Annotated in this window: 26 protein-coding genes and 1 pseudogene; 14 read left to right on the top strand and 13 right to left on the bottom strand. The window is 68.2% G+C overall.

The window, feature by feature from the left end; genetic code table 11:
* Positions 1-104 precede the first annotated feature (104 nt).
* Positions 105-368, top strand: coding sequence for an SDR family oxidoreductase (locus tag H074_RS41375; protein WP_007028440.1), 264 nt, complete (start codon positions 105-107; stop codon positions 366-368).
* Between the two features lie 194 nt (positions 369-562).
* Here H074_RS41375 and H074_RS02490 read toward each other — a convergent pair whose 3' ends face one another.
* Positions 563-2,083, bottom strand: a complete 1,521-nt coding sequence (locus tag H074_RS02490) for a PH domain-containing protein (protein WP_007028439.1) — start codon at positions 2,081-2,083, stop codon at positions 563-565.
* The gene (locus H074_RS02485) at positions 2,080-2,619 is read right to left on the bottom strand and encodes a PH domain-containing protein (RefSeq protein ID WP_007028438.1); all 540 of its coding nucleotides are present in this window, start codon (positions 2,617-2,619) and stop codon (positions 2,080-2,082) included. The genes H074_RS02490 and H074_RS02485 overlap by 4 nt, the downstream gene beginning before the upstream one ends.
* 105 nt (positions 2,620-2,724) lie before the next feature.
* Between H074_RS02485 and H074_RS02480 the strand changes: the two genes are divergently transcribed.
* The gene (locus tag H074_RS02480; RefSeq protein ID WP_007028437.1) at positions 2,725-3,645 is read left to right on the top strand and encodes a proteasome assembly chaperone family protein; all 921 of its coding nucleotides are present in this window, start codon (positions 2,725-2,727) and stop codon (positions 3,643-3,645) included.
* Between the two features lie 57 nt (positions 3,646-3,702).
* Here the strand turns inward: H074_RS02480 and H074_RS02475 are convergent, their stop codons facing one another.
* The gene (locus H074_RS02475; RefSeq protein ID WP_007028436.1) at positions 3,703-4,356 is read right to left on the bottom strand and encodes an NAD(P)-dependent oxidoreductase; all 654 of its coding nucleotides are present in this window, start codon (positions 4,354-4,356) and stop codon (positions 3,703-3,705) included.
* Between the two features lie 177 nt (positions 4,357-4,533).
* Here H074_RS02475 and H074_RS02470 point away from each other — a divergent pair, with 177 nt between their 5' ends.
* Entirely contained in the window at positions 4,534-5,322 is a 789-nt protein-coding gene (locus H074_RS02470; protein ID WP_085940870.1) for a class I SAM-dependent methyltransferase, read from the top strand.
* Positions 5,323-5,433: 111 nt separating this feature from the next.
* On the opposite strand, the gene H074_RS02465 is transcribed toward H074_RS02470, so the two are convergent.
* The gene (locus H074_RS02465; RefSeq protein ID WP_007028434.1) at positions 5,434-5,865 is read right to left on the bottom strand and encodes a MarR family winged helix-turn-helix transcriptional regulator; all 432 of its coding nucleotides are present in this window, start codon (positions 5,863-5,865) and stop codon (positions 5,434-5,436) included.
* A gap of 110 nt (positions 5,866-5,975) precedes the next feature.
* On the opposite strand from H074_RS02465, the gene H074_RS02460 reads away from it, so the two are divergent.
* Both H074_RS02460 and H074_RS02455 read left to right on the top strand, forming a co-directional pair.
* Positions 5,976-6,647, top strand: coding sequence for a hemerythrin domain-containing protein (locus H074_RS02460; RefSeq protein WP_039921303.1), 672 nt, complete (start codon positions 5,976-5,978; stop codon positions 6,645-6,647).
* Positions 6,648-6,891: 244 nt separating this feature from the next.
* Positions 6,892-7,695, top strand: coding sequence for a hypothetical protein (locus H074_RS02455; RefSeq protein WP_235096642.1), 804 nt, complete (start codon positions 6,892-6,894; stop codon positions 7,693-7,695).
* Between the two features lie 75 nt (positions 7,696-7,770).
* On the opposite strand, the pseudogene H074_RS41370 reads toward H074_RS02455, so the two are convergent.
* Positions 7,771-8,121 (bottom strand): annotated as a pseudogene (locus H074_RS41370) (2-oxoglutarate and iron-dependent oxygenase domain-containing protein); the annotation flags it as partial.
* A gap of 113 nt (positions 8,122-8,234) precedes the next feature.
* On the opposite strand from H074_RS41370, the gene H074_RS02445 reads away from it, so the two are divergent.
* The 7 genes from H074_RS02445 (at position 8,235) to H074_RS02415 (ending at position 15,030) form a co-directional block, all read left to right on the top strand.
* Positions 8,235-8,975: a class I SAM-dependent methyltransferase gene (locus tag H074_RS02445; RefSeq protein ID WP_007028430.1), complete on the top strand. Its 741-nt coding sequence runs from the start codon at positions 8,235-8,237 to the stop codon at positions 8,973-8,975.
* Entirely contained in the window at positions 8,956-10,050 is a 1,095-nt protein-coding gene (locus H074_RS02440; protein WP_007028429.1) for a FecCD family ABC transporter permease, read from the top strand. The genes H074_RS02445 and H074_RS02440 overlap by 20 nt, the downstream gene beginning before the upstream one ends.
* On the top strand, positions 10,050-10,838 hold the full coding sequence (locus H074_RS02435; protein WP_007028428.1) for an ABC transporter ATP-binding protein: 789 nt from the start codon (positions 10,050-10,052) through the stop codon (positions 10,836-10,838). The genes H074_RS02440 and H074_RS02435 overlap by 1 nt, the downstream gene beginning before the upstream one ends.
* Positions 10,835-11,818 (top strand): ABC transporter substrate-binding protein, encoded by a 984-nt coding sequence (locus H074_RS02430; RefSeq protein WP_007028427.1) that lies wholly within the window; start codon positions 10,835-10,837, stop codon positions 11,816-11,818. Before H074_RS02435 ends, H074_RS02430 begins: the two co-directional genes overlap by 4 nt.
* Positions 11,815-12,870 (top strand): cysteine synthase family protein, encoded by a 1,056-nt coding sequence (locus H074_RS02425; RefSeq protein ID WP_007028426.1) that lies wholly within the window; start codon positions 11,815-11,817, stop codon positions 12,868-12,870. Before H074_RS02430 ends, H074_RS02425 begins: the two co-directional genes overlap by 4 nt.
* Positions 12,867-14,057: an ATP-grasp domain-containing protein gene (locus tag H074_RS02420; protein ID WP_007028425.1), complete on the top strand. Its 1,191-nt coding sequence runs from the start codon at positions 12,867-12,869 to the stop codon at positions 14,055-14,057. The genes H074_RS02425 and H074_RS02420 overlap by 4 nt, the downstream gene beginning before the upstream one ends.
* 67 nt (positions 14,058-14,124) lie before the next feature.
* Positions 14,125-15,030: an SDR family NAD(P)-dependent oxidoreductase gene (locus tag H074_RS02415; protein ID WP_007028424.1), complete on the top strand. Its 906-nt coding sequence runs from the start codon at positions 14,125-14,127 to the stop codon at positions 15,028-15,030.
* A 108-nt stretch (positions 15,031-15,138) separates the two neighbouring features.
* On the opposite strand, the gene H074_RS02410 is transcribed toward H074_RS02415, so the two are convergent.
* The gene (locus tag H074_RS02410; RefSeq protein WP_007028423.1) at positions 15,139-15,756 is read right to left on the bottom strand and encodes a TetR/AcrR family transcriptional regulator; all 618 of its coding nucleotides are present in this window, start codon (positions 15,754-15,756) and stop codon (positions 15,139-15,141) included.
* A gap of 93 nt (positions 15,757-15,849) precedes the next feature.
* Between H074_RS02410 and H074_RS02405 the strand changes: the two genes are divergently transcribed.
* Positions 15,850-16,554, top strand: a complete 705-nt coding sequence (locus H074_RS02405; protein WP_007028422.1) for an SDR family NAD(P)-dependent oxidoreductase — start codon at positions 15,850-15,852, stop codon at positions 16,552-16,554.
* A 633-nt stretch (positions 16,555-17,187) separates the two neighbouring features.
* Here the strand turns inward: H074_RS02405 and H074_RS02400 are convergent.
* The 4 genes from H074_RS02400 to H074_RS02385 all read right to left on the bottom strand — a co-directional run bounded on the left by H074_RS02400 (position 17,188) and on the right by H074_RS02385 (position 19,796).
* The gene (locus H074_RS02400; protein WP_007028421.1) at positions 17,188-17,565 is read right to left on the bottom strand and encodes a RidA family protein; all 378 of its coding nucleotides are present in this window, start codon (positions 17,563-17,565) and stop codon (positions 17,188-17,190) included.
* A gap of 85 nt (positions 17,566-17,650) precedes the next feature.
* Positions 17,651-18,898: a type 1 periplasmic-binding domain-containing protein gene (locus H074_RS02395; protein ID WP_007028420.1), complete on the bottom strand. Its 1,248-nt coding sequence runs from the start codon at positions 18,896-18,898 to the stop codon at positions 17,651-17,653.
* The gene (locus H074_RS02390; protein ID WP_235096639.1) at positions 18,895-19,227 is read right to left on the bottom strand and encodes a type VII secretion target; all 333 of its coding nucleotides are present in this window, start codon (positions 19,225-19,227) and stop codon (positions 18,895-18,897) included. Before H074_RS02390 ends, H074_RS02395 begins: the two co-directional genes overlap by 4 nt.
* Positions 19,224-19,796: a YbaB/EbfC family nucleoid-associated protein gene (locus H074_RS02385; protein WP_007028418.1), complete on the bottom strand. Its 573-nt coding sequence runs from the start codon at positions 19,794-19,796 to the stop codon at positions 19,224-19,226. The genes H074_RS02390 and H074_RS02385 overlap by 4 nt, the downstream gene beginning before the upstream one ends.
* A 236-nt stretch (positions 19,797-20,032) precedes the next feature.
* Here H074_RS02385 and H074_RS02380 point away from each other — a divergent pair, with 236 nt between their 5' ends.
* The gene (locus H074_RS02380) at positions 20,033-20,524 is read left to right on the top strand and encodes a GNAT family N-acetyltransferase (protein WP_007028417.1); all 492 of its coding nucleotides are present in this window, start codon (positions 20,033-20,035) and stop codon (positions 20,522-20,524) included.
* Here the strand turns inward: H074_RS02380 and H074_RS02375 are convergent.
* The 3 genes from H074_RS02375 to H074_RS02365 form a co-directional block, all read right to left on the bottom strand.
* Positions 20,521-21,102, bottom strand: coding sequence for a P-loop NTPase family protein (locus H074_RS02375; protein ID WP_007028416.1), 582 nt, complete (start codon positions 21,100-21,102; stop codon positions 20,521-20,523). The two genes, H074_RS02380 and H074_RS02375, sit on opposite strands and share 4 nt — an antisense overlap.
* Before the next feature lie 22 nt (positions 21,103-21,124).
* Positions 21,125-21,772, bottom strand: coding sequence for an SRPBCC family protein (locus H074_RS02370; protein ID WP_007028415.1), 648 nt, complete (start codon positions 21,770-21,772; stop codon positions 21,125-21,127).
* A 250-nt stretch (positions 21,773-22,022) separates the two neighbouring features.
* Positions 22,023-22,601: a TIGR03086 family metal-binding protein gene (locus tag H074_RS02365; RefSeq protein WP_007028414.1), complete on the bottom strand. Its 579-nt coding sequence runs from the start codon at positions 22,599-22,601 to the stop codon at positions 22,023-22,025.
* Positions 22,602-22,606 lie beyond the last annotated feature (5 nt).

The following is a 22,606-nucleotide window of genomic DNA, read 5'->3' as shown; positions in this document are numbered from 1 at the left end:
TTGCCGGTTTCGGACCGTAGATCGGAAATGAATCTCCCGGAGACGATCGAGGAGACGTCGGCGCACTGGTCGAGCGTATCGACGCCGAACAGGGCGCGCTGAACGTGCTGGTCGACGACATCTATGGTGCGCCCATCGAATGGGGCAAGACGGTTTTGGAGTCCACTTTGGACACCGGGCTGCGGGCACTGTGGCTGGTCATCGACGTTTCGTTCTTCCGCGACCCCGCCAAGACCGCGGTGAACCGAATGGCGTCCGCACCCGGCCACGAATTGGAACCGCATGGCGGTACCGCGGTGGCGGTCACGCCGGGCCGGTTGCGTTCCGAAGCGAGGCTCGACGCCTATCGGGTGACCGAAGAGAATTGACGCGACGAAGACGCGGCCGCATTTCGCCATTTCTGAAAGCCCGGCTTTCGTCGGCAGGGCGGTCGCGGCGCCGGCGGGTGACGCCGGAATCGCCCGCTGGAACGGGAAATCGGTGTCCAGTGGCGAATGGGCGAAGGAATACGGATTCACCGACCTCGACGTCAGCCGCTCCTACTGCCGGCGGGCGTCACCGGCTACCGCCGAGTCTCCCGGCGAAGGAAGGGCGTGAGCAGGCCGGGCGCGGCCTGCTCCGCCATCGCCAGCCCGGCGGATTCGCCGACGTCGACGACCTGGTAGCCGCCCTTGCCCGCCGCGATCGGGACCGTCACGGTGATCAATCCGGCGCGGCGCTGGAAGAACGAGCGGCTGACGACGATGCCGGTGACCCCCTCACGCCGGACCGCCACCGTCGCCCGCGCCAGCGAACCGGAACGGTTGACCAGATACCGCCCGACGATCGCGTGGCCGAGGTTGCGGTAGCGGTCCCAGCCCACCAGCGCGGCGAACGGCACCAGGCCGAGCGCGACCTGCCACATCCACGCCGGCAGGAAATCGATCCAGGCCAGGCCGGACAGCGCCGCCGCCAGGATCAGCACGCCGCCGATCGCGCGGGTGAGCCGCCGGGTCAGCGCCCGCCGCGGATGCCGGTTCAGCGGTACGGTGGCCGGGTCGAAGTTCTCCCGCAGCACCTCGGTCGCGACCTCGTGGACCCGGCCGACGGGCGCGGGCGGCAGCAGGAGCCCGCCGCCCTTGTCCCCGCCCTTGCCTTCGCGCAGCCCGCCCGCGATCGCGGTGAGCCGCGCCCCGCCCGCGATCCGCAGCGGCAGCGGTTCCTTCACCTCGACGCCGCGAAGCCGTTCCTCTTCGATGGACACCGAACGCGTGGTGATCAGCCCGCGCCGGACGTGCAGGGTGCCCTCCGTTTCGCGGGTGAGCTTGAAGTTCCAGAACGACAGCACGTAGCCGCCGACGGAAAGCAGCGAGACGACCACGAGCAGGGCGACCGCCGCGACGACGACGATCAGCCACACCGCCGTGTTCGCCAGGTCGTCCATGAGGTCCCGCAGCGGCCCGACGTTCTCCGGGGCGATGTTCAGCTGGTGCGCGAAATGCCAGACGGCGGCGAACACCGCGCCCACCACGGCGAGCCCGGACAGCGTGAACGGCGCGTACCGCACCCACTTCCGGTCGACCTCCGCCACGACCTGCTCCGGCGGCGCGGCCTCGGCTTCCGCGGAGACCTCCTTGCGGTGCAGGAGAACCGTGCGCAGCCGGTGTGCCTCGGTCTCGCTGACGGCGTCGAGCACCAGCTGGTCGCCGTTCGCGCCCTGGCCCGGCGAATGCCGTCCGGTGCCGATGCGCACGGCGCTGAGGGAGAACAAGCGGTGCTTCGGTTCCGAGGTGACGTCGACCGTGCGCACCCGGTCCAGCGGGATCGCGCGATGTTTGCGCAGCACCAGGCCCGTGGTCCATTCCACCTGGCCGCCCTCGATGCGGTACCGCGAAGTGAGCACGTGCGAGACACCGACGAGCACGGTCAGTGCGGTGATCCCCAGCCCGAACCACTCCCAGCCGTTGCCCCGGCCGAGGATCACCGTCCCGATCAGCACCGGCAGCGATTTGACGACGTCGAGCACCGGCCGGATCAGCAGCATCCGGCGATCGAGCCGGTGCCATCGGCCGACGTCGGCGTCCGGTGGTGCCTCGGTGCTCATGTCGCGTCACCGGGGGTGGCCTGCGTGGTCTTGGTGAGTTCGGCCGCCAGCGCCAGCGCGTCGGCGTGGTCGAGACCGGAGATCTTGACCGGGCCCGCGGCCGACGCCGTCGTCACGGTGATCTTCGCCAGCCGGAACAGCTGCTCGACCGGGTCGCGTTCGATGTCGACGGTCTGGATCCGCGAGATCGGCGCGATCCGCCAGTCCTGTTTGAGCCAGCCCTCCTGGGTGTACACGGCCTCGCCGGTGACCTCCCAGCGGTGGATCCGGTAGCGCCACTGCGGCATGACCAGCAGATGCAGTGGCGCGAACACGCACGAGATCGTCAACGTCACCGTGAGCCACGTCGGCGCGTCATCGCTCGTGACCACGAACACCGTCTGCGCGCCGACGAGCACCACCCAGCCGACCGCGGCCCACACCGTCCAGTAGCCGATGGCGCGCCGACTCACCCGGTTGGCGGGCGGACGCAGGCCGAGTGTCTCTTCTGTCACCTCTCCACCCTGCACCACCTCGGTGTGGACCGCCCACGACAACTGTCACTTCCCGATAGGATTTCGGCCACGGCCGGCGGAATGGATACCCCCTATCGGGGCGTTGCCACCCGTAGACGGTTGCACGCACGAAACCTGGAGGATCTGGTGGCGCTGGACCCGGAAGACCTGTACGAGGTGGACTCGGACGTCCCTGACCTCGGCGGGGCCGTGCTCCTGCACTACTTCGACGGCTTCATGGACGCGGGTTCGGCGGGCAAGCTCGTCGCCGAGCAGCTCCTGAACTCTTCCGAGCACCGGGTGATCGCGCGGTTCGACGTCGACCGCCTCATCGACTACCGCTCGCGCCGCCCGGCGATGACCTACTCCATCGACCACTGGGAGGCCTACGACGCTCCCGAACTGGTCGTCCACCTGCTGCACGACGCCGACGGCGTGCCGTTCCTGCTGCTCACCGGGCCGGAACCGGACCACGACTGGGAGCGGTTCTGCGCGGCCGTGCGCGGGCTGGTCGAACGCTGGGACGTCCGGCTCACCACCGGTTTCCACGGCATCCCGATGGGCGCGCCGCACACCCGTCCGCTCGGCGTGACCGCGCACGCGACGCGGAACGAACTGGTCGGCGAACACCGCCCGCTGCCCAACCGGATGCAGGTGCCGGGCAGCGTCGCCGGGCTGCTCGAGTTCCGCTTCGGCGAGTGGGGGCACGACGCGTCCGGGTTCGCCGCGCACGTGCCGCACTACCTGGCGGACTCGACGTACCCGAGCGCCGCGCTGAACCTGCTCGGCGCCGTCGCCGCGGCGACCGGGCTGAATCTGCCGGACGGCGATCTGCGGGAAGCCTCGCACGAGGCGGAAGCCGAGATCGCCCGTCAGGTCGCCGGATCGGAGAAGGTCGCCGACGTCGTGCGCGCCTTGGAACAGCAGTACGACACGTTCATGGAGGCGTCCGGCAAGGAAAGCCTGCTCGCGGAGTCGGTCGAGCACATGCCGACCGCCGAGGAACTGGGCAACCAGTTCGAGCGGTTCCTGGCCGAGCAGAACGGTGGCGACACCCCGGAGCGCTGAAGCACGCCTCGTGAGTGGTGAGGACGGTTCTAACCGTCCTCACCACTCACGAGGCGGTCAGTGGTCGACGGCGACCATCGCCCTCGAATGCTTCGGCCGTTCGACCTCATCGACCAGCGCGACCGCTAGGTCCGCATAGGAGAACGGTGCCGCGTCGGCCGCGCGCGGCAGTACCCGGTGGTCTCCGCTGCGGTACTCACCCGTGCGGTCGGCGTGTTCGTCGAGGATCACGGGCGGCGGCGCGATGATCACCCAGTCCAGCCCGTCGCCGGACGTGCGGAAGACCTCCAGTTCCGCCGCGTGCCCGAGCGAGAACTCGCGGTGCTCCGACGGCTGGCCCGGCTGGTCGTGGAACGCGACGCCCGGCGCGATCTCCAACGTCGATCCGATGCCGACGACGACCAGCCTCGCGACCCCGGCCCGGCCGAGGCCGTCGATCAGCGCGTGCGCGGCGGCCGGATAGAACTCCCGTGACGGGACATCCGCGCGGTAGGGGGAACTGATCGCGGCGTCGTGCCCGGCGGCGGCCTTCGCGACGTCGTCCGCGACCGTGACGTCGGCGGCGATCAAGGTGACGTTGTCCCCGGCGAGATCCGCGTGACGACCGGGATTCCGGACGGCGGCGGTGACCTGGTGCCCGCGGCCCACGGCTTCGGCGACGGCGCGTCGCCCTCCGCGTCCGCCCGCCCCGAAGATGACGATCCTGCTCATCGTGCTCCCTTTTTCCGTGCCGGTTCCCGATCACCGGCGGCGAACGCGATGCTAGGAGCGGACCCCTCGGTTACCGCAACGAAACCGGCCCCGGAAGTTCTGCACCCGTTCACTCGAACGGTGCTGGTGTATCGTCCCGGAATGCGTCACCTGGCACCCCGTTCAGCCTTGAAGACCTTGGGCCGATCCGCCCGCGGCACACTCGGCCGGGGCTTGCACCGGCTCGCCCGGCGATTCCATGATCCTTATACGGAGGAATTGGAACGGGTCGCCGCGGAACTGCGCGCGGAGATCGTCCGGCAAGGGGATCGTTGTTTCGACCGTGTCGTCGAGTTCGAAATCCGGAGCCGCCGCGACATCATCTACGCGGGCGATCAGGACGCGGCGCGGGACAGCAACCGGTTCGCCCGCGAGCAGCTGACCGGGACCCGGCACTTCGCGCGTCCACAAGAGACTCTCGCGTACGCGCTTTCCCTTGCCCCGTCAGGAGGAATGGCCCTCGAATTCGGTGTCGCGAGCGGGAACACGCTGCGCGTGATCGCCAAGGCCCGTGGCGGTGTCGAGACCTACGGGTTCGATTGGTTCCAGGGCCTGCCGGAGAACTGGCTCAACGGGATGCCCGCCGGTTCGTTCGCGCGTGACGACCTGCCGGACGTCCCCGGCGCCGAACTCGTCGTCGGTCTTTTCGCCGACACGCTTCCCGGCTTTCTGGAGCGGCACGAAGGCGTCGTCGATTTCCTCCACGTGGACGGCGATCTGTACAGCTCGGCGAAAACCGTCCTCGATCTGGTGGGCCCGCGGCTGCGGTCCGGCAGCATCGTGCACTTCGACGAGTTCTTCAATTACCCCGGCTGGCAACGGCACGAGTACAAGGCGTGGCTCGAGTACGTCGAACGCACCGGCGTCGAATTCGAGTACGTCGCCTATACCTATGCCGACAACCAGGTCACCGTGCGGATCACCTGAAACAGCTCGCGGATCTCGATCGTGCTCGGGCGGGTGCGGGCCCAGCCCGTTGACGCGCAGACCGCGCCGGGTCATCTCTTCACCCCATGAACAGGTAGCGCACCGGACCTCCTAGGTCAGTCCGTCTTCGTAGGCGCGCAGGGTGTCGATGAACAGGCGCCGTTCGGCCGGGGTCAACGGCGTGAGCGCCTTCTGCCAGGCGCGGGCACCCCGCGCGAGCCAGCCGTCGATCGCGGGCCGCATCCGTTCGGCGATGGCGACGATCCGCCGCCTCCGGTCCGCCTCGTCCTCGCGCCGGTCGAGCACGTCCTTCTTGGTCAGTTCGCCGACCATGAGGCTCACCGTGGTCGGGGCGACCTCGAGCCGTCCGGCCAGTTCGTTCACCGTCATCGGCCCGTCGAAGAGCAGGTACGACAACAGCGACAAGTGACGCGGAGCCAGCGACAGAGACTGGAGTTCGTCGGGGATCTTGATCCGCTTCGCGCGCCCGACCATACGTGGCATGAGCAGCAGCAAGGCCCGCACGGCGTCGTCGACGTCCATGTCCTCGGTTGACACCGGCCACCCTCCCGGATACCTTTGCAAGCAAAGAGGCTTTGCATGCAAAGCAAAATAGCTTTCATGATGATGCTACCTGGGGAGTGTCGTTGCTGATGACCACCGCGGACGCCGAGACGGGGCGTCCTCGCATCACCCGTGTCGCCTGCCGTCCTTCCGGAAGCCGGTATCTGGCGTACGCGCCCGACGGCGATTCGCCTTGGTACCGCGACCTTCTCGTCAGTCCACAAGCGACACTCGAGATCGATGGGGTGCCACATGCCGCGCGTGCCGTGCCGCTCGAAGGCGAAAAGCGGGGGTTCGCGCTGCACCTGCTGGAAGTCGATGCCGCCCGCGGCCGGGCGATCGCCGATCAGTTGCTCGTCCACCACGGCGAACTTCGCAAGACGCTGGCGGCCGCGCGGGCCGAACTCGACGGTGGGCCGGTCGCGGACCGCTCCGGCCTGCGGCGCGAACTGCTCGGCCATTGCGTGACCTTCTGCAACGACCTGCGCATGCATCATCTCCGCGAGGACGGCGCGTTCACCGCGATCGAGAAGGCTCATCCGGGACTCGCTCCGGCGCTGAAGCGGCTGCGCCAGGAGCACGAAACCGTGTCCCGCGCGCTGCGCGACCTCGATGAGTTGCTTCAGGGCGGGGGCGAGGTCGAAAGCGCCGCGCTGCGTGAGGAGTTCGAGCGTGTCGTGAATGGACTCGAAGAGCATTTCGCCTACGAGGAGGCGAATCTGCTCCCGGCGCTTCGTGGGACCGGCACGATGTCGCCGTGATCGTCGCGTTTTGTCACAGCTTGGGAACGAGGCGCCCGGCCGACCTGGTAACACATGACCGGGTTAGTCCGAGCGGGTGAGAGCGACGGGCCACCTGGGGGCGACACCGGTAACGAATGTCCGTTACTGGGCGACTGATCGTTGTCTGCACCGATCGGCGCGACGCCCCCGACCGGAATAGTGAGAACCGATGAAGCTTCGAAGAGCCTCACTTTTGTCTCTGGTGGCCGCTGTGGCCACGATCATGCTCGTGGCTCCCACCTCCGCCCTCGCGGCTCCGCCGACCAGCGCGGTGGAGGTCTCGCCGACAACCGTCCAACGTGGACAGACGTTCACCGTCACGCAGACCGTCTACAACGCCGACGCGACGTCGACGATCGAAGGCGGCAAGGCGACGCTCTACGGCAAGGAATCCTCGCTGCCGGGGATCGTCGATCTGGTGTCCTGCCCCGGCGCGTTCGCCTGTGACATGCTCGGCGGCAGCATCCGCGGTGGCGTCGGCACCGTGGCCCCCGGTGAGAGCAAGACCGTGGTGTTCACCTTCCGGGTCAAGGACGACGCCCCGCTGGGCAGCGTCACCCTGCAGCACCAGTTCGTCGGTGACAACTACAGCTTCGAGATCCTCGACGGCCCCGTGCTGACCATCACCGACACGCCGAGCGCCGCCGACCTCGGGGTCAAGCTGACCGCGTCCCCGCGCGGGATCCTGACGTCGTCGATCGACTACACGGTCAAGGTCACGAACGCGGGCCCGTCCGCGGCGTCGGGGATCCGGGTGGTGTCGACCCTCGGCAACGGGCTGCGCTTCACCGGCTCGTCCACTTGCTCGAACCCGAGCGGTACGAAGGTCGTCAACTGCGACTTCTCGTCGCTCGCTTCCGGAGCCAGTGCCACGGCCAAGTTCTCGGTGGCCGCGGGACTGCTGACCCTCGGGCCGGTCACGACGACCGCGACGATCACGCAGAGTTCCGTCGCCGACCCGAACGCGGCCGACAACACCGCGTCGTCGACCTGCACGGCGGTCACCGGCCTTCTGCTCAGCTGCTAGAACCGCAAGTAGCGCAAGCGAAGTACTCGTGAGTGGTAAGGACGGTTCTAACCGTCCTTACCACTCACGAGCCGCGCCGTCCGGCCCCATCCTCGCCGGACGGCGCGCGTCTGTGAGCAGCATCAGCGAGAGCAGCCCGGTGACCTCGCTGTCGTCCGGCGACAGCCGGTGGACGATCCTGGCCGGCCGGATGGCCTCGGCGGAAAGATCGCTCCGCACCAGTTCGGGGCCGGACGTGCCGGCGTAGTCCTCGTTGAAGACCAGATACAGCACGTGGAGCATGTCGTCGATCGTCGCCTGGGGAATGCCGTGACCGACGACCTGCAGGAACCCGCCGCGCGTCAACGCCTCGTCGACGGCGTGCGCGAGCTGCGTGTGGTCGCCGTCGTCCGAGGTGCTCAGGTCGACCTTCGGTACGAGAGCCATGACGCGGCGGTAGTCAGTGATCACTCCACGAGAAAGGCGGTGGAGCCGGGAACCGAGGACGACCTCTCGACGACTTGTGGGGCTGAATCGTGCGGCCCGGCGAGCGGAGAGAGATGCACTGGTACGAGGACGACGACCTGTGGGTCGGCTTCGCGGACGTGATGTTCCCGCCCGGCCGGGCCGAAGAGGCCGAACGCCTGACGGCCACGTCATCGCTGCTCGAAGTCGCAGACGGCACGAAGGTGCTCGATCTGGCGTGCGGCCCGGCGATCCACATCGTGCCGCTGGCGAAGAAGGGCGCCGACGTGACCGGCGTCGACCTCAGCCCGGCGATGCTCGAACGCGCGCGCGAGGCCTGTGAAAGCGCGGGAGTCGCCGCGAAGCTGATCCAGGCCGACATGCTCGAATACACCGAGCCCGGCGCGTACGACCTGATCATCAACATGTACACGTCGTTCGGCTATTTCACCGAGCCCGGCGACAACTTCACCGTGCTGCGAAACGCCTACGCCAGCCTCGCGCCCGGCGGCAGGCTGCTGATCGACGTGCTCGGCAAGGAGGTGCTGGCCGGCTGGGTCGGCCGTCCGAAGGCGGTCGACGTCGACGGCGGGACGGTGTTCATGCGCGACACCATCCTCGACGACTGGACCCGGCTCAAGACCGAGTGGACGCTGGTCCGCGACGGTGAGGCGAAGCGGGCGTCGATCCTGTCCTTCCTGTACAGCGCCGCGGAACTGAAGGCGCTGTTCGAGACGGCGGGCTTCACCGGCGTCGAATGCTTCGGGGATTTCGACGGCTCGCCGTACGACAACCACGCGCGCCGCCTGATCGTGCGTGGTGAACGTGCCGTCTGAACCACTCCGCCTGTTCGCGGAGCCGGACGACGAGACCGCGCGCCCGCTCCGGCTCACCGGCCCGGTGCTCCTGCTGTCGGTCGCGCTCCTGATCTCGCTGATCGCGGGCATCGCGCTCGGCCCGTCCAACGTCGCTCTCGCGGATGTCCTGCGCTACCTGGGAAAGGCGATCACCGGCGGCACCATCACCGGCGACGAGGTCACCGGGTACTCGATCGTCTGGCAGGTCCGCACGCCGCGGGTGCTGCTGGCGGCCGTGGTCGGTGCGGGGCTCGCGGTGGTCGGGGTCGCCGTGCAGGCGCTGGTCCGCAACGCCCTCGCCGATCCGTTCGTGCTCGGGATCTCTTCGGGCGCCTCGGTCGGTGCCGCCGCCGTCGTGGTGTTCGGGCTGTTCGCCGGGCTCGGCGTGCTGGCGTTGTCGACGGCCGCCTTCCTCGGCGCGCTTGGCGCGACGGCACTGGTCTATCTGGCGGCCCGCAGCAGATTCGGGCTGACGCCGTTGCGTCTCGTGCTCACCGGGGTCGCGCTCACCTACGCCTTCCAGGCCGTGATGAGCGTGCTCGTCTACCTCTCGCCCAACGGTCAGGCCGCGCAGACCGTGCTGTTCTGGCTGCTCGGCAGCCTCGGCGCGGCGACGTGGGCGTCCCTGCCGCTGGCCGCGCTCGGGGTGGCCGTCGCGATCGCGGTCCTGCTGCGGTACGGCACCGCGCTCGACGTCCTGTCCATGGGCGACGAGACCGCGATGAGCCTCGGCACCGACGCGGCCGCGTTGCGCCGCTGGCTTTTCCTGCTCACCGCGGTCGTCACCGGGTTGCTGGTGGCGGTCAGCGGCTCGATCGGGTTCGTCGGACTGGTCCTGCCGCATGTGGTGCGGATGATCGCCGGTTCGGGGCACCGCCGCGTGCTGGCACTCGCGCCGCTGGTGGGCGCGGTCTTCCTGGTGTGGGTCGATCTGCTCGCCCGCACCCTCGTCGCGCCCGAGGAGCTGCCGCTCGGGGTGATCACCGCGCTGATCGGCGTTCCGGTGTTCCTGGTCGTGATGCGGCGCCGCGGCTACGCGTTCGGAGGTCGCTGATGCTGTCCCTGCGCGAACTTTCCTTCGAGGTGGCCGGATCGACGCTGATCCGCGAGCTGCGCCTGGACGTCGGCGCGGGCGAGGTCGTCGGCCTCCTCGGTCCCAACGGCAGCGGCAAGTCGACGGCGTTGCGCTGCGTCTACCGGGCGCTGACCCCGTCCGGCGGTGCGGTCCTGCTCGACGGGGCCGACCTCGCGGAGCAGGGCCTGCGCGACACCGCCCGCCGGATCGCCGCGCTCACCCAGGACAGCAGGGCGGATCTGGACTTCACCGTCGAGGAGGTCGTCGCGCTCGGCCGCTCACCGCATCAGCGCGGCAATCTCCGGCTGTCCGCCCGCGAACGCGCGCTGTGCCGGGAAGCGTTGCGGCGAATGGACATCACTCATCTCGCCCAGCGCAGTGTGCTGACGCTTTCGGGTGGCGAACGGCAGCGGGTGCTGGTGGCGAGGGCGCTCGTCGGAGAACCGGAGGTGCTGGTCCTCGACGAGCCGACCAATCACCTCGACGTCCGCCATCAGGTGGAACTGCTGAAATTCCTGCGTGACTGCGGGCTCACCGTGTTCGTCGCGCTGCACGATCTCAACCTCGCCGCCGCCGTCTGTCACCGGATCGCGTTGCTGCGCGGCGGAACTCTCGCCGCCTGCGGCACCCCGGCCGAAGTGCTCACGCCGGAAACGGTCCGCGCCGTGTTCGGCGTCGAGGTCACGCAGGTGACCCATCCCGTGTCCGGTGCGCTCCAACTGCTTTACGACCTTCCCGCCGACGAAACCGAGGGGATCTCACGATGAAGCCGTCCAGGGTGACCGCGCTCTTCGCCGCGGCACTGCTCCTGAGCGCCTGCGGTGCCCAGGTCGAGGCCGGACCGGCCGCGCCGGCACAGGCCACGGTGACCAACTGCGGCGCGCAGGTCACCTTTCCGGCGCCGCAGCGTCCGGTGGCCTACGACGTCTCCGGTGTGGAGAAGATGTTCGCGCTCGGGCTCGCCGGCCGGATGCGCGGCTACGTGATGAATTCGCTCGGCGACCCGTCGATCGCCGGTTCGCCGTGGAAGGACGACTACGCCAAGGTCGAACGGCTGGGCACCTCGCGGGTCACGCGCGAGATCCTGGTCAACGCCAAGGCGGATTGGGTGATCGCGGGCTGGAACTCCGGGTTCAGCGAGGAACGCGGGATCACGCCGAAACGGCTGGAGCAGGTCGGCATCTCGAGTTACCTGCACACCGAGAGCTGCTGGGAGTATCCGGCCGCGAAGGCCGATGTGACACCGTTGGAGGCGCTTTACGCCGACCTGCGCAACCTCGGCGACATCTTCGGAGTTCGCCAGCGGGCCGACGAACTGGTCGCGGAACTCAAGGGGCGCTTCGACAAGGTCCGCTCCGGAGCGCCGAAGACGCCGCCCGCCAAGGTGTTCGTCTACGACTCCGGCACCGACCAGCCGTTCACCTCCGGGAAACACGCCGCTCCCAACGACATCATCGCCGCCGCGGGCGGGACGAACGTCTTCCGCGACCTGCGGGACGGCTGGGGCAGTGTCGGCTGGGAAGCGGTGGTGAAGGCCGAACCCGAGGTGATCGTCGTGGTGGACTACGCCGACCAGCCCGCTCAGGACAAGATCGCGTTCATCAAATCCGCGCCACAGCTGAAGAACACGTCGGCCGTGCGAGACAACCGGTTCCACGTCATCTCTTACGGTGACCTCGTGAGCGGCCCGCGCAACGCGGCCGGTGCCGAGTCGCTGGCCGCGTACCTGCGCTCGATCGGCCGGTGACCGCGATGTCCGCGCTGGTCCACGAACACGTCACCGACGCGATCAAGACGCCGGCGTTGATCCGGCTCGAACCGAACGTCGTGCTGATCCGCTTCGAAACCCTGAAGGTCTACGCGGCGCTCGGCGCGGTCCGGTCGCTGCTCGCCGACGGCGTCGTCCGAAAAGGACAGACCCTGATCGACAGCTCCAGCGGGATCTACGCGCTCGCGCTGGCGATGGCCTGCCACCGCTACGGCCTGCGCTGCCACATCGTCGCGTCCACCACCGTCGACCTCACCATGCGTTCGCAGCTGGAGATCCTGGGCGCGACGGTGGACCAGATGCCGCCGTCGGACGACCTCCGCCTCGACCAGCGGCGCCGGGTCGCGCGCGTGCACGACCTCCTGGAACGTCATCCGGACATGCACTGGATGCGCCAGTACCACGATCCCGTGCACTACCTGGGGTACGCCGAGGTCGCCGACCTCGTCTCCCGCGCGCTGCCGTCCGGGCCGCTCACCGTCGTCGGCAGTGTCGGCACCGGCGCGTCGACCGGAGGGATCGCGCGTTCGCTGCGTGAACGCGATCCGGATGTCCGCCTGACCGGGGTCCAGCCGTTCGGCAGCGTCACCTTCGGCAGCGAACGGTTCACCGATCCGGACGCGATCATCGCGGGGATCGGCTCCGCCATCCCGTTCGGCAACGTCGATCACGAGCTGTACGACCGGATCCACTGGCTGGACTTCGTGCACGCCATGGCCGCCACCGTCGGCCTGATGCGCGATCACGCCGTCTTCGCAGGTCTTTCCACCGGCGCCGCGTACCTCGTCGCGGGCTGGGAGGCGGCACGGAATCCGGACCGGACCCACGTCGTGATCGGTGCTGACACCGGACATCGTTACACCGCAAGGGTCTTCGCCCGGCATCGGGAGGCCGTCGACCCGGCCGGGCTCGCGCCGCGTGAGATCGCGTCGCTGGACGACCTCGCCCTGCCGTGGGCGGCGATGGACTGGCGGCGCCGCCGATTCGGGAAACCTTCGCCGCCGTTGTACCGGAAGGAGCGGGCGTCGTGACCGTCGTCCTGTTGGAAGCACTCACGTTCGGCCTGGGCAGGCTGGCCGACGCGGCGGCGGAGGCCGGGCGGAAACTGGTGCTGTTCACCGGAAACCGCGACATCTACCGATACGAACTCGGCATCCTCGGGCCGGACAGGGTCGAGGTGGCCGACATCGACACCACCGACATCGCGGCCTGCGAAACCGCGTTGCGCGCGATCCCGGACCTCGCCGGGATCATCAACTCGACCGACACCTGGGCGCTGCCGGGCGCGGAACTCACCGCCCGGCTCGGTCTGCCCGGCCCGGACGCGGCCGCAGTGCGTGTGTTGCGGGACAAGGGCGCGGTGCGCGATCTGCTGTACGAGCACGGGCTCACCCGCGGCAGGCCGGTGCCCGTCATGGTCGCCGAAGAGCTCGGGTTTCCCTTGGTGGTCAAGGATTCCTCGGGAACATCGTCACGCGGGGTGTGGCTTGTCCGCGACGAGGCGGAACTCGAACGGGCCAGGCTGGAGGCGAAGGAAACTCCGCTCAAGGGGCATCTGATCGCCGAACCGTATTTCCCGGGACCGCTCTACAGCGCGGAAACCATCACCTGGCAGGGCAGGACCCGGTTGCTCGGGATCCTCTCCCGTCAGCTGTCGCCCGAACCGGTGCGGCGTGAGGAAGCCGCCGCGTTCCCGGTGGCCTTCCCCGAGGCCGAGTACGCCGGACTGGCCGACTGGATCGGCCGGGTGCTCAAGGCTGCCGGACACGAGCAGGGCTTCGCGCACACGGAATTCGTGCTCACCGCCGACGGTCCGGAGGTCGTCGAGATCAACATCCGGATCGGCGGGGCGATGCTCGGCGAGGCGTTGTGCCGGTCGTTGGGCACCAACGTCTATTCCGCGATGATCGCCATGGCGCTGGGCGAGGAGCCCGCCTTGCTCACGCAGGAAGTCGGCGGGGGCCCTGGCGTCGGGTTCGTCCTGGCGTATCCGGCCGCGGAAGGCGTGCTGAAGGGCTGGTCAGGGCTCGACAGGCTGCCCGGTCTGCCCGGCGCGCCGGAGTGGTATCCGACGGCGAGCCCCGGTGACGAGATCCGGCACCTCGCGGATCAGCGGTCGTGCACCGGGATCGTCCTGGCCGAAGGGCCGACGGCGGAACTGGCGCTGCATCGCGCGCTCGCCGCCGCGGGCGGGATCACGCCGGAGATCGGTTCTTGAGAACTCTCTCAGATGGATAGCTCTACTTTCTGTTTTGGAAAGTGAAGCTATCCATCTGGAGGGAACTGTGGGCGAAGCAGTGGGCAGGCGTGCGGTGCTCGGGGGCGCGGCGGCGGCCGGTGTCGCGATGCTGGCCGCGAACACGGCCACGGCGCGGGAAGACCGGCGGCGGTTCGCGGGCAAGGTCGTGATCATCACGGGGGCGACCTCGGGGATCGGTCGCGAGACGGCCATCGCCTTCGCCGCGGCGGGCGCCAAGGTCGGTTTCTGCGGCAGGCGGGAAGAACTCGGCCGCGATGTCGAGCGGGAGATCCGCCGCGCGGGTGGGGAAGCGGCGTATTTCCGGGCGGATGTCCGGGTCCCGGAGCAGGTGCAGGACTTCGTGGACGGCGTCGCCCGCCGGTACGGCAGGCTCGACATCGCGTTCAACAACGCCGGGATCCACATCGGCAAGCCGCTGCACGAGATCTCTCTCGACGAGTGGGAGGACGTGCAACGCACCAATGCGCGCGGCGTGTTCCTTTCGATCAAGTACGAGGTGCCGCATCTGCTGAAGACGGGCGGCGGGGTGATCGTCTGCACCGCGTCGGCGCAGGCCGACCAGACCAGGCCGGGGCACGCCGCCTACACCTCGAGCAAACGCGCCGTGCAGGGGCTGGTGCGCGCGGCCGCGCTGGACTACGGCGCGAAGGGGATCCGGGTGCTCTCGATCGACCCGGGGACTATCGACACCCGGCTGGTGCGCCCGCCGGGTATCCCGGACGACCTGTGGGCGCAGTTCAAGAAGGCTTGGGGGCCACTGAACGTCCACGGCCTGCCGAGGATGGGCGAAGCAACGGAGATCGCTTCGGCCGTACTCGCGTTGGCGTCACCGGATTTCGCCTATCTGAGCGGGACTTCCGTTCTTGTCGACGGCGGTCTGAACACCGGGCGGCCGATGGTCATGCCGCCCGGGTTCACCCCGCCTGCCTGAGGTCTCGCCGGGCCTCGTGAGTGGTAAGGACGGTTCTAACCGTCCTTACCACTCACGAGACCCAGCAGTCAGGGGGTGGACACGCACCGGAGGGCTCGACGGTTGCCCTCAGCCGCAGCCGCCCATGATCCGGGCCAGTTCCCCGGGCAGCAGCGGGGGCTCCGGCAACGGGTTCGCGGCGGGCGCCCGCATCCCGTCGAACAGCAGCGCTAGATGGCGGCGCCAGACCTCCGGCCGGACGGCCGCGGTCGCTTCAACGGTGCGCGCGATCCCCCAGGTCACGAAGGCCATGTCCTCGAGGGTGAAGTCGGCGCGCAGGGCGCCGCTCTCCTTGGCGCGTTCGACGATCCGGGTCATGAGTTCGTAGCCGCGTTCGAGGTCTTCGGTCTGCGGGGGCCGCGTCGAGGCCAGTTCGTTGTAGCCGCGATCGGCGGCTTGCAGTTCGCAGACCCGTTCGACGAACGACGTCAACCCGGCCCAGGCGTCGTCCAGGGACAGTGCGTGTTCGGCGAGCTTCGCGACGGTCTCCGTCCGGTCGGCGAACACGGCGTTCACCAGATCCGCGCGCTGGGGGAAGTGGTTGTACAGCGTGCCGATGCTGACGCCGGCGGTCTTGGCGATCTCTTCGAGCGCGACGTCGAGGCCGCGCACCGCGTAGAGCCCCCTGGCGGCCTCGATCAGCAGGTCGCGGTTGCGCTGGGCGTCCTTCCGCAGGGGTTTGGTCATGACGGCATCGTAGCCAAGTTGAAGGTGGCCTCAAGTTGTGTGTACCTTCGAAGAAGTTGAGGGCATCCTCAAGTTAACTTCCTGGGAGGACACATGACCAAAACGCTCGCGATCTTCGGTGCCGGACCGGTGCTGGGACTCTCGCTCGCCCGTCGCTTCGGCCGCGAGGGCTTCCGTATCGCCCTCGTCGCGCGCACCACCGAGAACCTCGACGCGCTCGTCGCCGAACTCGACGACGACGGCATCGAAGCGAGCGGGTTTCTCGCAGACGTCTACGAACCGGCTCAAATCGCCGCCGCCGTCACCGCCATCGGCCGGATCGACGCGGTCGCGTTCAACCCCGGCGGCGGGACCATGGGAGAGGGCATCGTGCCGGTGCTCGAAGTGGATCCGGAGAACCTGCGGCTCATCCTGGACCGGTTCCTGGTGTCCGCGGTGGCGCTGGTGCGGGCCGTACTGCCGGGCATGACCGAGCGCGGCGACGGCGCGATCCTGTTCACCGCCGGGCAATCCGGCCTGCACCCGGCGCCGTTCCTCGGCAACGTGGGCATGGCGCAGGCCGCGCTGCGGAACTACTTCCACAATCTGAACGCCGTGCTCTCGGAGAAGGGCGTGTATGCCGGGGCCGTCAACGTCGGCGCGCTGATCGAGGGAAGCGTGCCGCATCGGGCGATCACCTCGAGCCCGTTGGACTTCGAGCCCGAGGTGATCCACCCGGACGTCTTCGCCGACGCCTTCTGGAAGCTCTACGCGACGCGTGAAGCTCCCGAGGCGCTGGTCGGTTCTTTCGGGAAGTAGCCAAGCAAGTTGGCGTGTCGGGTGGGGTGCAGGGGACTGCTGGTACGCGGCGCCGTAGAGCGGTCGGCCAAGGGGGTCGTGAGTGGCAAAGAGGGTAAGCGCCGAGGGTGTGTCTTAGGTACCTACTTGGATTCTGGCTGCGGTTGACCGCCGGGGACCGGTCCGTGAAGGCCTCCTTGAGGGACTCAGAGTCCCTCAAGGAGTCCTTCACGGACTTGGGAACACGGGCAAATGATACATAATCGGACAATTCGACGTAGTGGGCGTCCTTTATGGACGGTCGGAGAAACCTCAGGCACTGCCGCTCAAGTTCCTGGCATTGAACTTGAAGGTAGTGAAGGAGGCCTTCACGGACACCCGGACGGCACCTGCGGCCCCAGGCACACCAGTGGTCACAGCGGTGCCGCGTGAGGGCCTTGCGAGTACATGATGGCCCCCTTCCTTGCGCCTAGCGCAAGGAAGGGGGCCATCATGTACTTCGCCAGGGTGTGAAGGTCGAGTTTCCTCGGCCGAGCCGAGGGACTGGGCCCTTCACGGACTTGCCACCCTGACATGACACCTTTGACTTCCGGCTCAATAACCGTCCTTACCACTCACGACGGTGACCCCTGGTCGGTTCTTGCCGGGAAGTGACTACTTCTCGACGGCGTAAGCCTCGATCTCGACCTTCATCTTCGGGTCGAGCAACGCCGAAACCTCGACCATCGTGGCCGCGGGCAGCACATCACCGAAGGCTTCCCGGTGCGCCCGCGCCACCAGTTCGGCGTCCTTGATGTCGGTCACGTAGGTGACCGTGCGGACCACCGCGACCATGCTCGAACCGGCGTCCCGCAGCGCGGTCTCGATGATCGAAAGCACGGCCACGGCCTGTTCGTACGCGTCACCGGAACGAGCGGGCTCCCGCGCCGTCGTCCCGGAAACGTGGATGTGCTCGCCGACGCGCACCGCCCGGCTGTAACCGAATACCTGCTCGAAGTCCCCGCCGGAGGAGATGTTCACCCGCTCAGTCATGCCCCGAACGAAAGCACATCCGAGTGGGCTCGGGTGACACTGGCGCCCCGCACCGGTTCCGGTACGGGGCGCCAGTCGCCGATGCTTACTTCTCTTCGTCGCTCGGAGGCTTCTCGTTCGCGGCGGGCGGGATGGCCTTCGTCATCTCGACGATGGTCTTCCCGGCCAGGCCCGACGCGCCGTAGGTCGGGTCGCTGAGGATCTTGGTGGTTTTCTCGATCGCGTCCGCCACCTTGGGGAACCTCTTGTGCAGGTCGCCGATCGGGAAGCTGTTCCAGTAATCGAACCGCTTCAGGATGTCCGCCGCCTCGGGACGCCCCTCCAGCACCTTGGTCAGCTTCTCGCGCACCACCCTGAGGGGCATGTCGCCGAGCTTCTCCGGCTTGGGCTTCGGAGCGTCGGGCTTCGCGTCCGGGGTGGTGTCGCCCGGCTTGGGGGGCGGGCCTTCGATCGGCTTCTTGCCGCCGGGCATCGGTGTGCCACCACTGGGTTTGGGCTTGGGCAGCGTGACCTTGCCGCCGCCGAGCGTCAGCTTGACGACGTCGTCGGCCGCCCCGCGTGTCTTCGCCAGGATCTTGATCATCTCGGCGAGCTTCTTGGCGGTGTCGGCGATCTGCTTGGCGATCTTGGCGATCGCCACACCGACCGTGGTCATGATGGAGGTGATCGCCGCGATGATCGAACCGCCGAAGGTGACGGGCGCCAGCGCCACCGCCACGATCGCGGCCTTGAGGATGCCCGCCAGCGTCATGGCGATGATGTCGCGGACGATGCCGCGCACGGCGCCGATCATGGCACCGGCGATCCCCATCTGCTTGCCCGCGAAATTGATGTACTCGGCGAGCGCGTCGATCTGGGCGGCGACGCCTTCCATGTCGGCCCGGAACTTGTCGGCGGCTTCGCCGTCCCACTTCTCCATGAACTTCTTGGTGGCGGCCGCGTGGTCCTCCGACCACTCCTTCACGGCCTTGCCCTCGTTGTAGATCGCCGTCTTGGCCGCCTCGATGCCCTTCGGGTCACCCAGCAGGAAGTCCAGTGGCCAGCGGAAGATGACGATGTGCTCGATCAGCCAGCCGATCCCGGCGGTGAGCAGCGACCCGATCGGGTCGACGACCATGCCGAGGATCTCGATCGCCATTCCCGCCGAGGCCAGCCCGATGCTGAGGCTGTCACCGTCGTCGACGGCTTTTTTCAGCGAGAACGCGGAATCGAAGAAGCCCGCGCCCGCGGTGTCACCACTGCCCGCGAGGAAGCTGCGGTTCTCGTCCTTGAAGTCGTCGGCCTTGATGCCACTGCCGTTCGCGAAGTCGTTCCGGTGGTACTCGTCGCTCACTTGACCTTCACCTCGTCGATGCCCTTGCCGGCGTCGGTGATCAGCTTCTCCGACTCCTGTTCGTTGGCGTCGTACTTCTTGGCGGCCTCGCGCACCCTGTCCGAGAACTCCTGCACGTTCTCGGAGTACTTGTTCAAATGGTCCCGCGCCTTACCGCAGTGCATGCTCGCGCCGGCACCGTAGATCTGGCCGCCGAAGATGCCGAAGATGCCGGGGTCGGCCACGCAGCTGCCCACCATGTCGGCGCTCTTCCGCAGCGCGTCCTCGAGCTTGTCGAGGTGACCGGCGAACTCGTTCAGGGCTTCCGTCTTGACACCGAATCCGCTCACCACGGGCTCATTTCATCGTCGTCGGGGGCGGCAGGCCGCCGGGGTCGCGGCGCCGGCGGGTTCGGCGGCCGCACGGGGCGGCCCGGCTGCGGCGGCATCGGAGGACCGGACTGTGGCGGCGGCGGCCGGTACCCCGCCTGCGGACGCGAGTCCTCGTTGTGCGCCTCCGGAGCCCACTTGTCCTGTTCCGGGTTTTCCGGCGCGTTTTCCTCGTCCTCCACCTTCGGCAGGAACGTGCGGACCAACCGCGCGGCCTCGTCTTCGCCGTTGATCTCGGTGTACGACTCCGTGACCTTCTCGACGGTCTTGCGCTGGGCCTGGCGCACCGTCTGCATGACGAGGGAGGACAGCCGGGCCGGTCCCAGCGCGGTGGCCCGGTTGCCGAACTCGATCGCGCTCAGCGAGCCGTTGGCCTCGACCGTCACCGTCACCGAGCCGTCGGGAGAGCTCACAGTGGAGGCCGAGGCGGTGAACGCGGCTGTCAGGGCATTGGCTTTTTCTTCGAGTTTCCTGGCTTCTCGCTCCAAAAGGAGTGCGAAGTCCTCACCTGCATCGAAATTGGGTTGCATGCGTCGCCTTGGCTCGGTTGGGATCGGATCACGAGGGGAGAAGGGGAGAGGTCGACGAGGCGGAACACCCCCAGCTTCCCATCACGGAGGGTAGACCGGCCGTCCCGGCCCCGCAGGGAACCGGTAGGTCGCGAGCTGGTTCGCTGCGTATCGTTACCACCGGCCGGACACCGGGACAAGCCCGATGATCAGGGACTGCCCGAAAGGTCTGCGGGCGCGGGCGGAGGGACAAGGCGATGGAAACCGGACCGATCGTGCGGAACGCCGATCGAGACGACGTCATGGCCATCTGCCGCTTCGGCGAGGAACATGTCCGAGCCCACTACGCGCCGTTGATCGGCGAAGAAGCCGCTGCCCAGCAGGTGCGGATGTGGTGGAATGAGACGAACATCGCCGGGGCCGTCGCACGCGGTTCGGTCGTGGTCGCCGACGACGGCGGGCACCTCGCCGGTGTCGGGCAGCGCGGTCTCGACGGTGTCGAGCACGTGATCTACAAGCTCTACGTGCATCCGCGGCATCGCGGTGGCGGGCTGGGTCCGCGGCTGCTCGACGTCCTCATCGGACAGTTGCCCGCGGACGCCGGGCGGGTGTTCATCGAGCACTTCGTCGCGAACGAGCGTGCGGGGGCCTTTTACGAGCGTGAAGGTTTCACGGTGGAGCGGATCGAACCGCATTCCACAGGGGACCCTCGGCTCGGTGTGGTGTGGCGCGTCCGGGATCTTCGCTAGCGGAGGTTCCGGGCGAAGGTCCCGTCGAGCCAGCGGTCGACCTGGTGCTGACCACGCAGACGGACGACGACGAGGTCCGGATATCGGTTCTCGTCGATGACCTTGCGGACGCGAGCCCGGATGACCGGGTGATACCGCCAGGCGAGCTTGACGATGTGGTCGCGATCGGTGAAGAACGTGTGCAGCGGGCCCTCGACGTTGCCGCCCGCGATCTTCGAGCCGCGCCCGGCGCGACGTTTCAGCGTCCGGACGATGGTGCGGGCGACGGTCATGGCACGCGGATGATCGAGCCAGACCAGCACGTCCAGCCGTTCGGTCATCCGCTCCCGGACCTCTTCGCCCTGCCATTCGATGGCCCATTCGTCGCGGGCGAGGAATTCCAGGACGTCGGCCTGCCAGGTCTCCCGCACCGTCCAGCCCGGCGCGTGGAAGAAGGACTCGAACTCGACGAACGGCAATCCCATGCGCTCGCAGAGGGTCCGTGCCAGCGTCGACTTGCCGGATCCGGCGGGGCCCGCCACCGCGACCCGCCGGATCCGCCGCCCGGGAAGGGCGTCGTCCGGCCCGATGATCTCCATGCGGGAAGCATAGGAACCACCGCTACCGGTTTTCGGCGGCCTTCTTGAGGTCCTTCAGCCAGATTTCGAGGCCCTGTCCGAGCATCGCGGTGGAGTCGGGCACGTCGTTGTCGACCTGGGGGCCGGTGTGGCTCTCTTCGGTGCGGACGATGACGCCGCCGGGGACCTTGACGAAGTTCCAGACGTGGACGCCGTCGATGTGCATGCCGCCGGGGCCGTCGAGGGGACCGGTCCAGCGGACGCATTCGCCGGGCTGGAGCTGGCGGACGGTGGAAACGATGGTCACGTCACCGGGCGGGTAGGGCATGCCGGGCGGGACGGGAATGGTCCACTGGAACCGGGAATGTTTGCGCAGCGGACCGTGGTCCAGGCGTTTCATGGTGACGGGGATGACGGGGTTCTGCCAGGACGGCCAGGCCTCCACGTCGGTCTGCAGGTTCCAGATGGTGCGCAGCGGCGCCTTGATGAAGGTCTCGGTCCGGTAGTGCACCTTGGCCGACCGGTCGATGCCTTTGCCTTGGCAGGTAAGCGAAGTCGGTTTGGTGTGGTGGGCGGGGGCGGCCTGGGCGGGCGCCGTGGCGCCGAGGACGCCGGCGAGGGCCAGCGGGACCGTGAGCAGGGCGGCGCGTGTGCTGATCCGGCGGCGTGAGGTTCGTGAGGTGCCGAACATGATCCTTCTCCTTCGCTCCTGGTTAGTTAGTGCTTGTCGCTATAGTTAGAAGGTATAGCGCAAGCATGGTGAACGTCAAGAGGAAGCGTGAGAGGGTCTAACTCGGTTCGAGAAGTACGTGATGGCCCCCTTCCTTGCGCCTAGCGCAAGGAAGGGGGCCATCACGTATTTCAGGCGACCTGAGCGGCGGACCGTGGTGGGGCTCGTGAGTGGTAAGGACGGTTCTAACCGTCCTTACCACTCACGAGACTCAGGCCGACCGGCCGAGGAAAGCCAGGAACCGCGTCTGCGGGTCGGCGTCCGCCGGCGGTTTCACCCGGGGGCCGAAGGTGCCCGGCGTGCGGCTGATGATCAACCGGGCGAGCGAGAACGACGGCGCGACGATGTCGGGCTCCATGCGCACGTCCACACCGAGCGCGGAGCCGATGTCCCAGGTGTGCACCAGGGTGTCGAACGTCAGCAGCGCCAGGTAGTCCGTGACCGTCGCATCAGGACGGTTGGTCACGTACCACGCGGGAGCGGGCCGGTCGAGCATCTCGTCGGTGACGGCGGCGCCCGTCGCTTCCCGGGTCGCGCGCCATGTGGCGAGCGGGTCCGCACCGGTCAGCTCGCCGGGCTTCTCCGAACCCGCGGGCCCGTTCTCCACCGTGAATTCCCGGCCCGACACGTGATGGCGCAGAACCTCCAGCCCCCAGATGACGTGACCCGTCACGTCGCGCACCGTCCAGTGTTCGCACGCCGACGCCGCGTCCCATTGGTCCGGCCGCACGGTAGCGAGCACGGCGTCGAAGGCGTCTTGTGTCCGCAGGTAGCGATCCAAGGTTTCCATGGTTC

This window comes from Amycolatopsis decaplanina DSM 44594 (assembly GCF_000342005.1).
GTDB classification, from domain to species: Bacteria; Actinomycetota; Actinomycetes; order Mycobacteriales; family Pseudonocardiaceae; genus Amycolatopsis; species Amycolatopsis decaplanina.
Note: the sequence above shows the minus strand (reverse complement) of the source record. Positions and strands in the feature narration are given on the sequence as shown.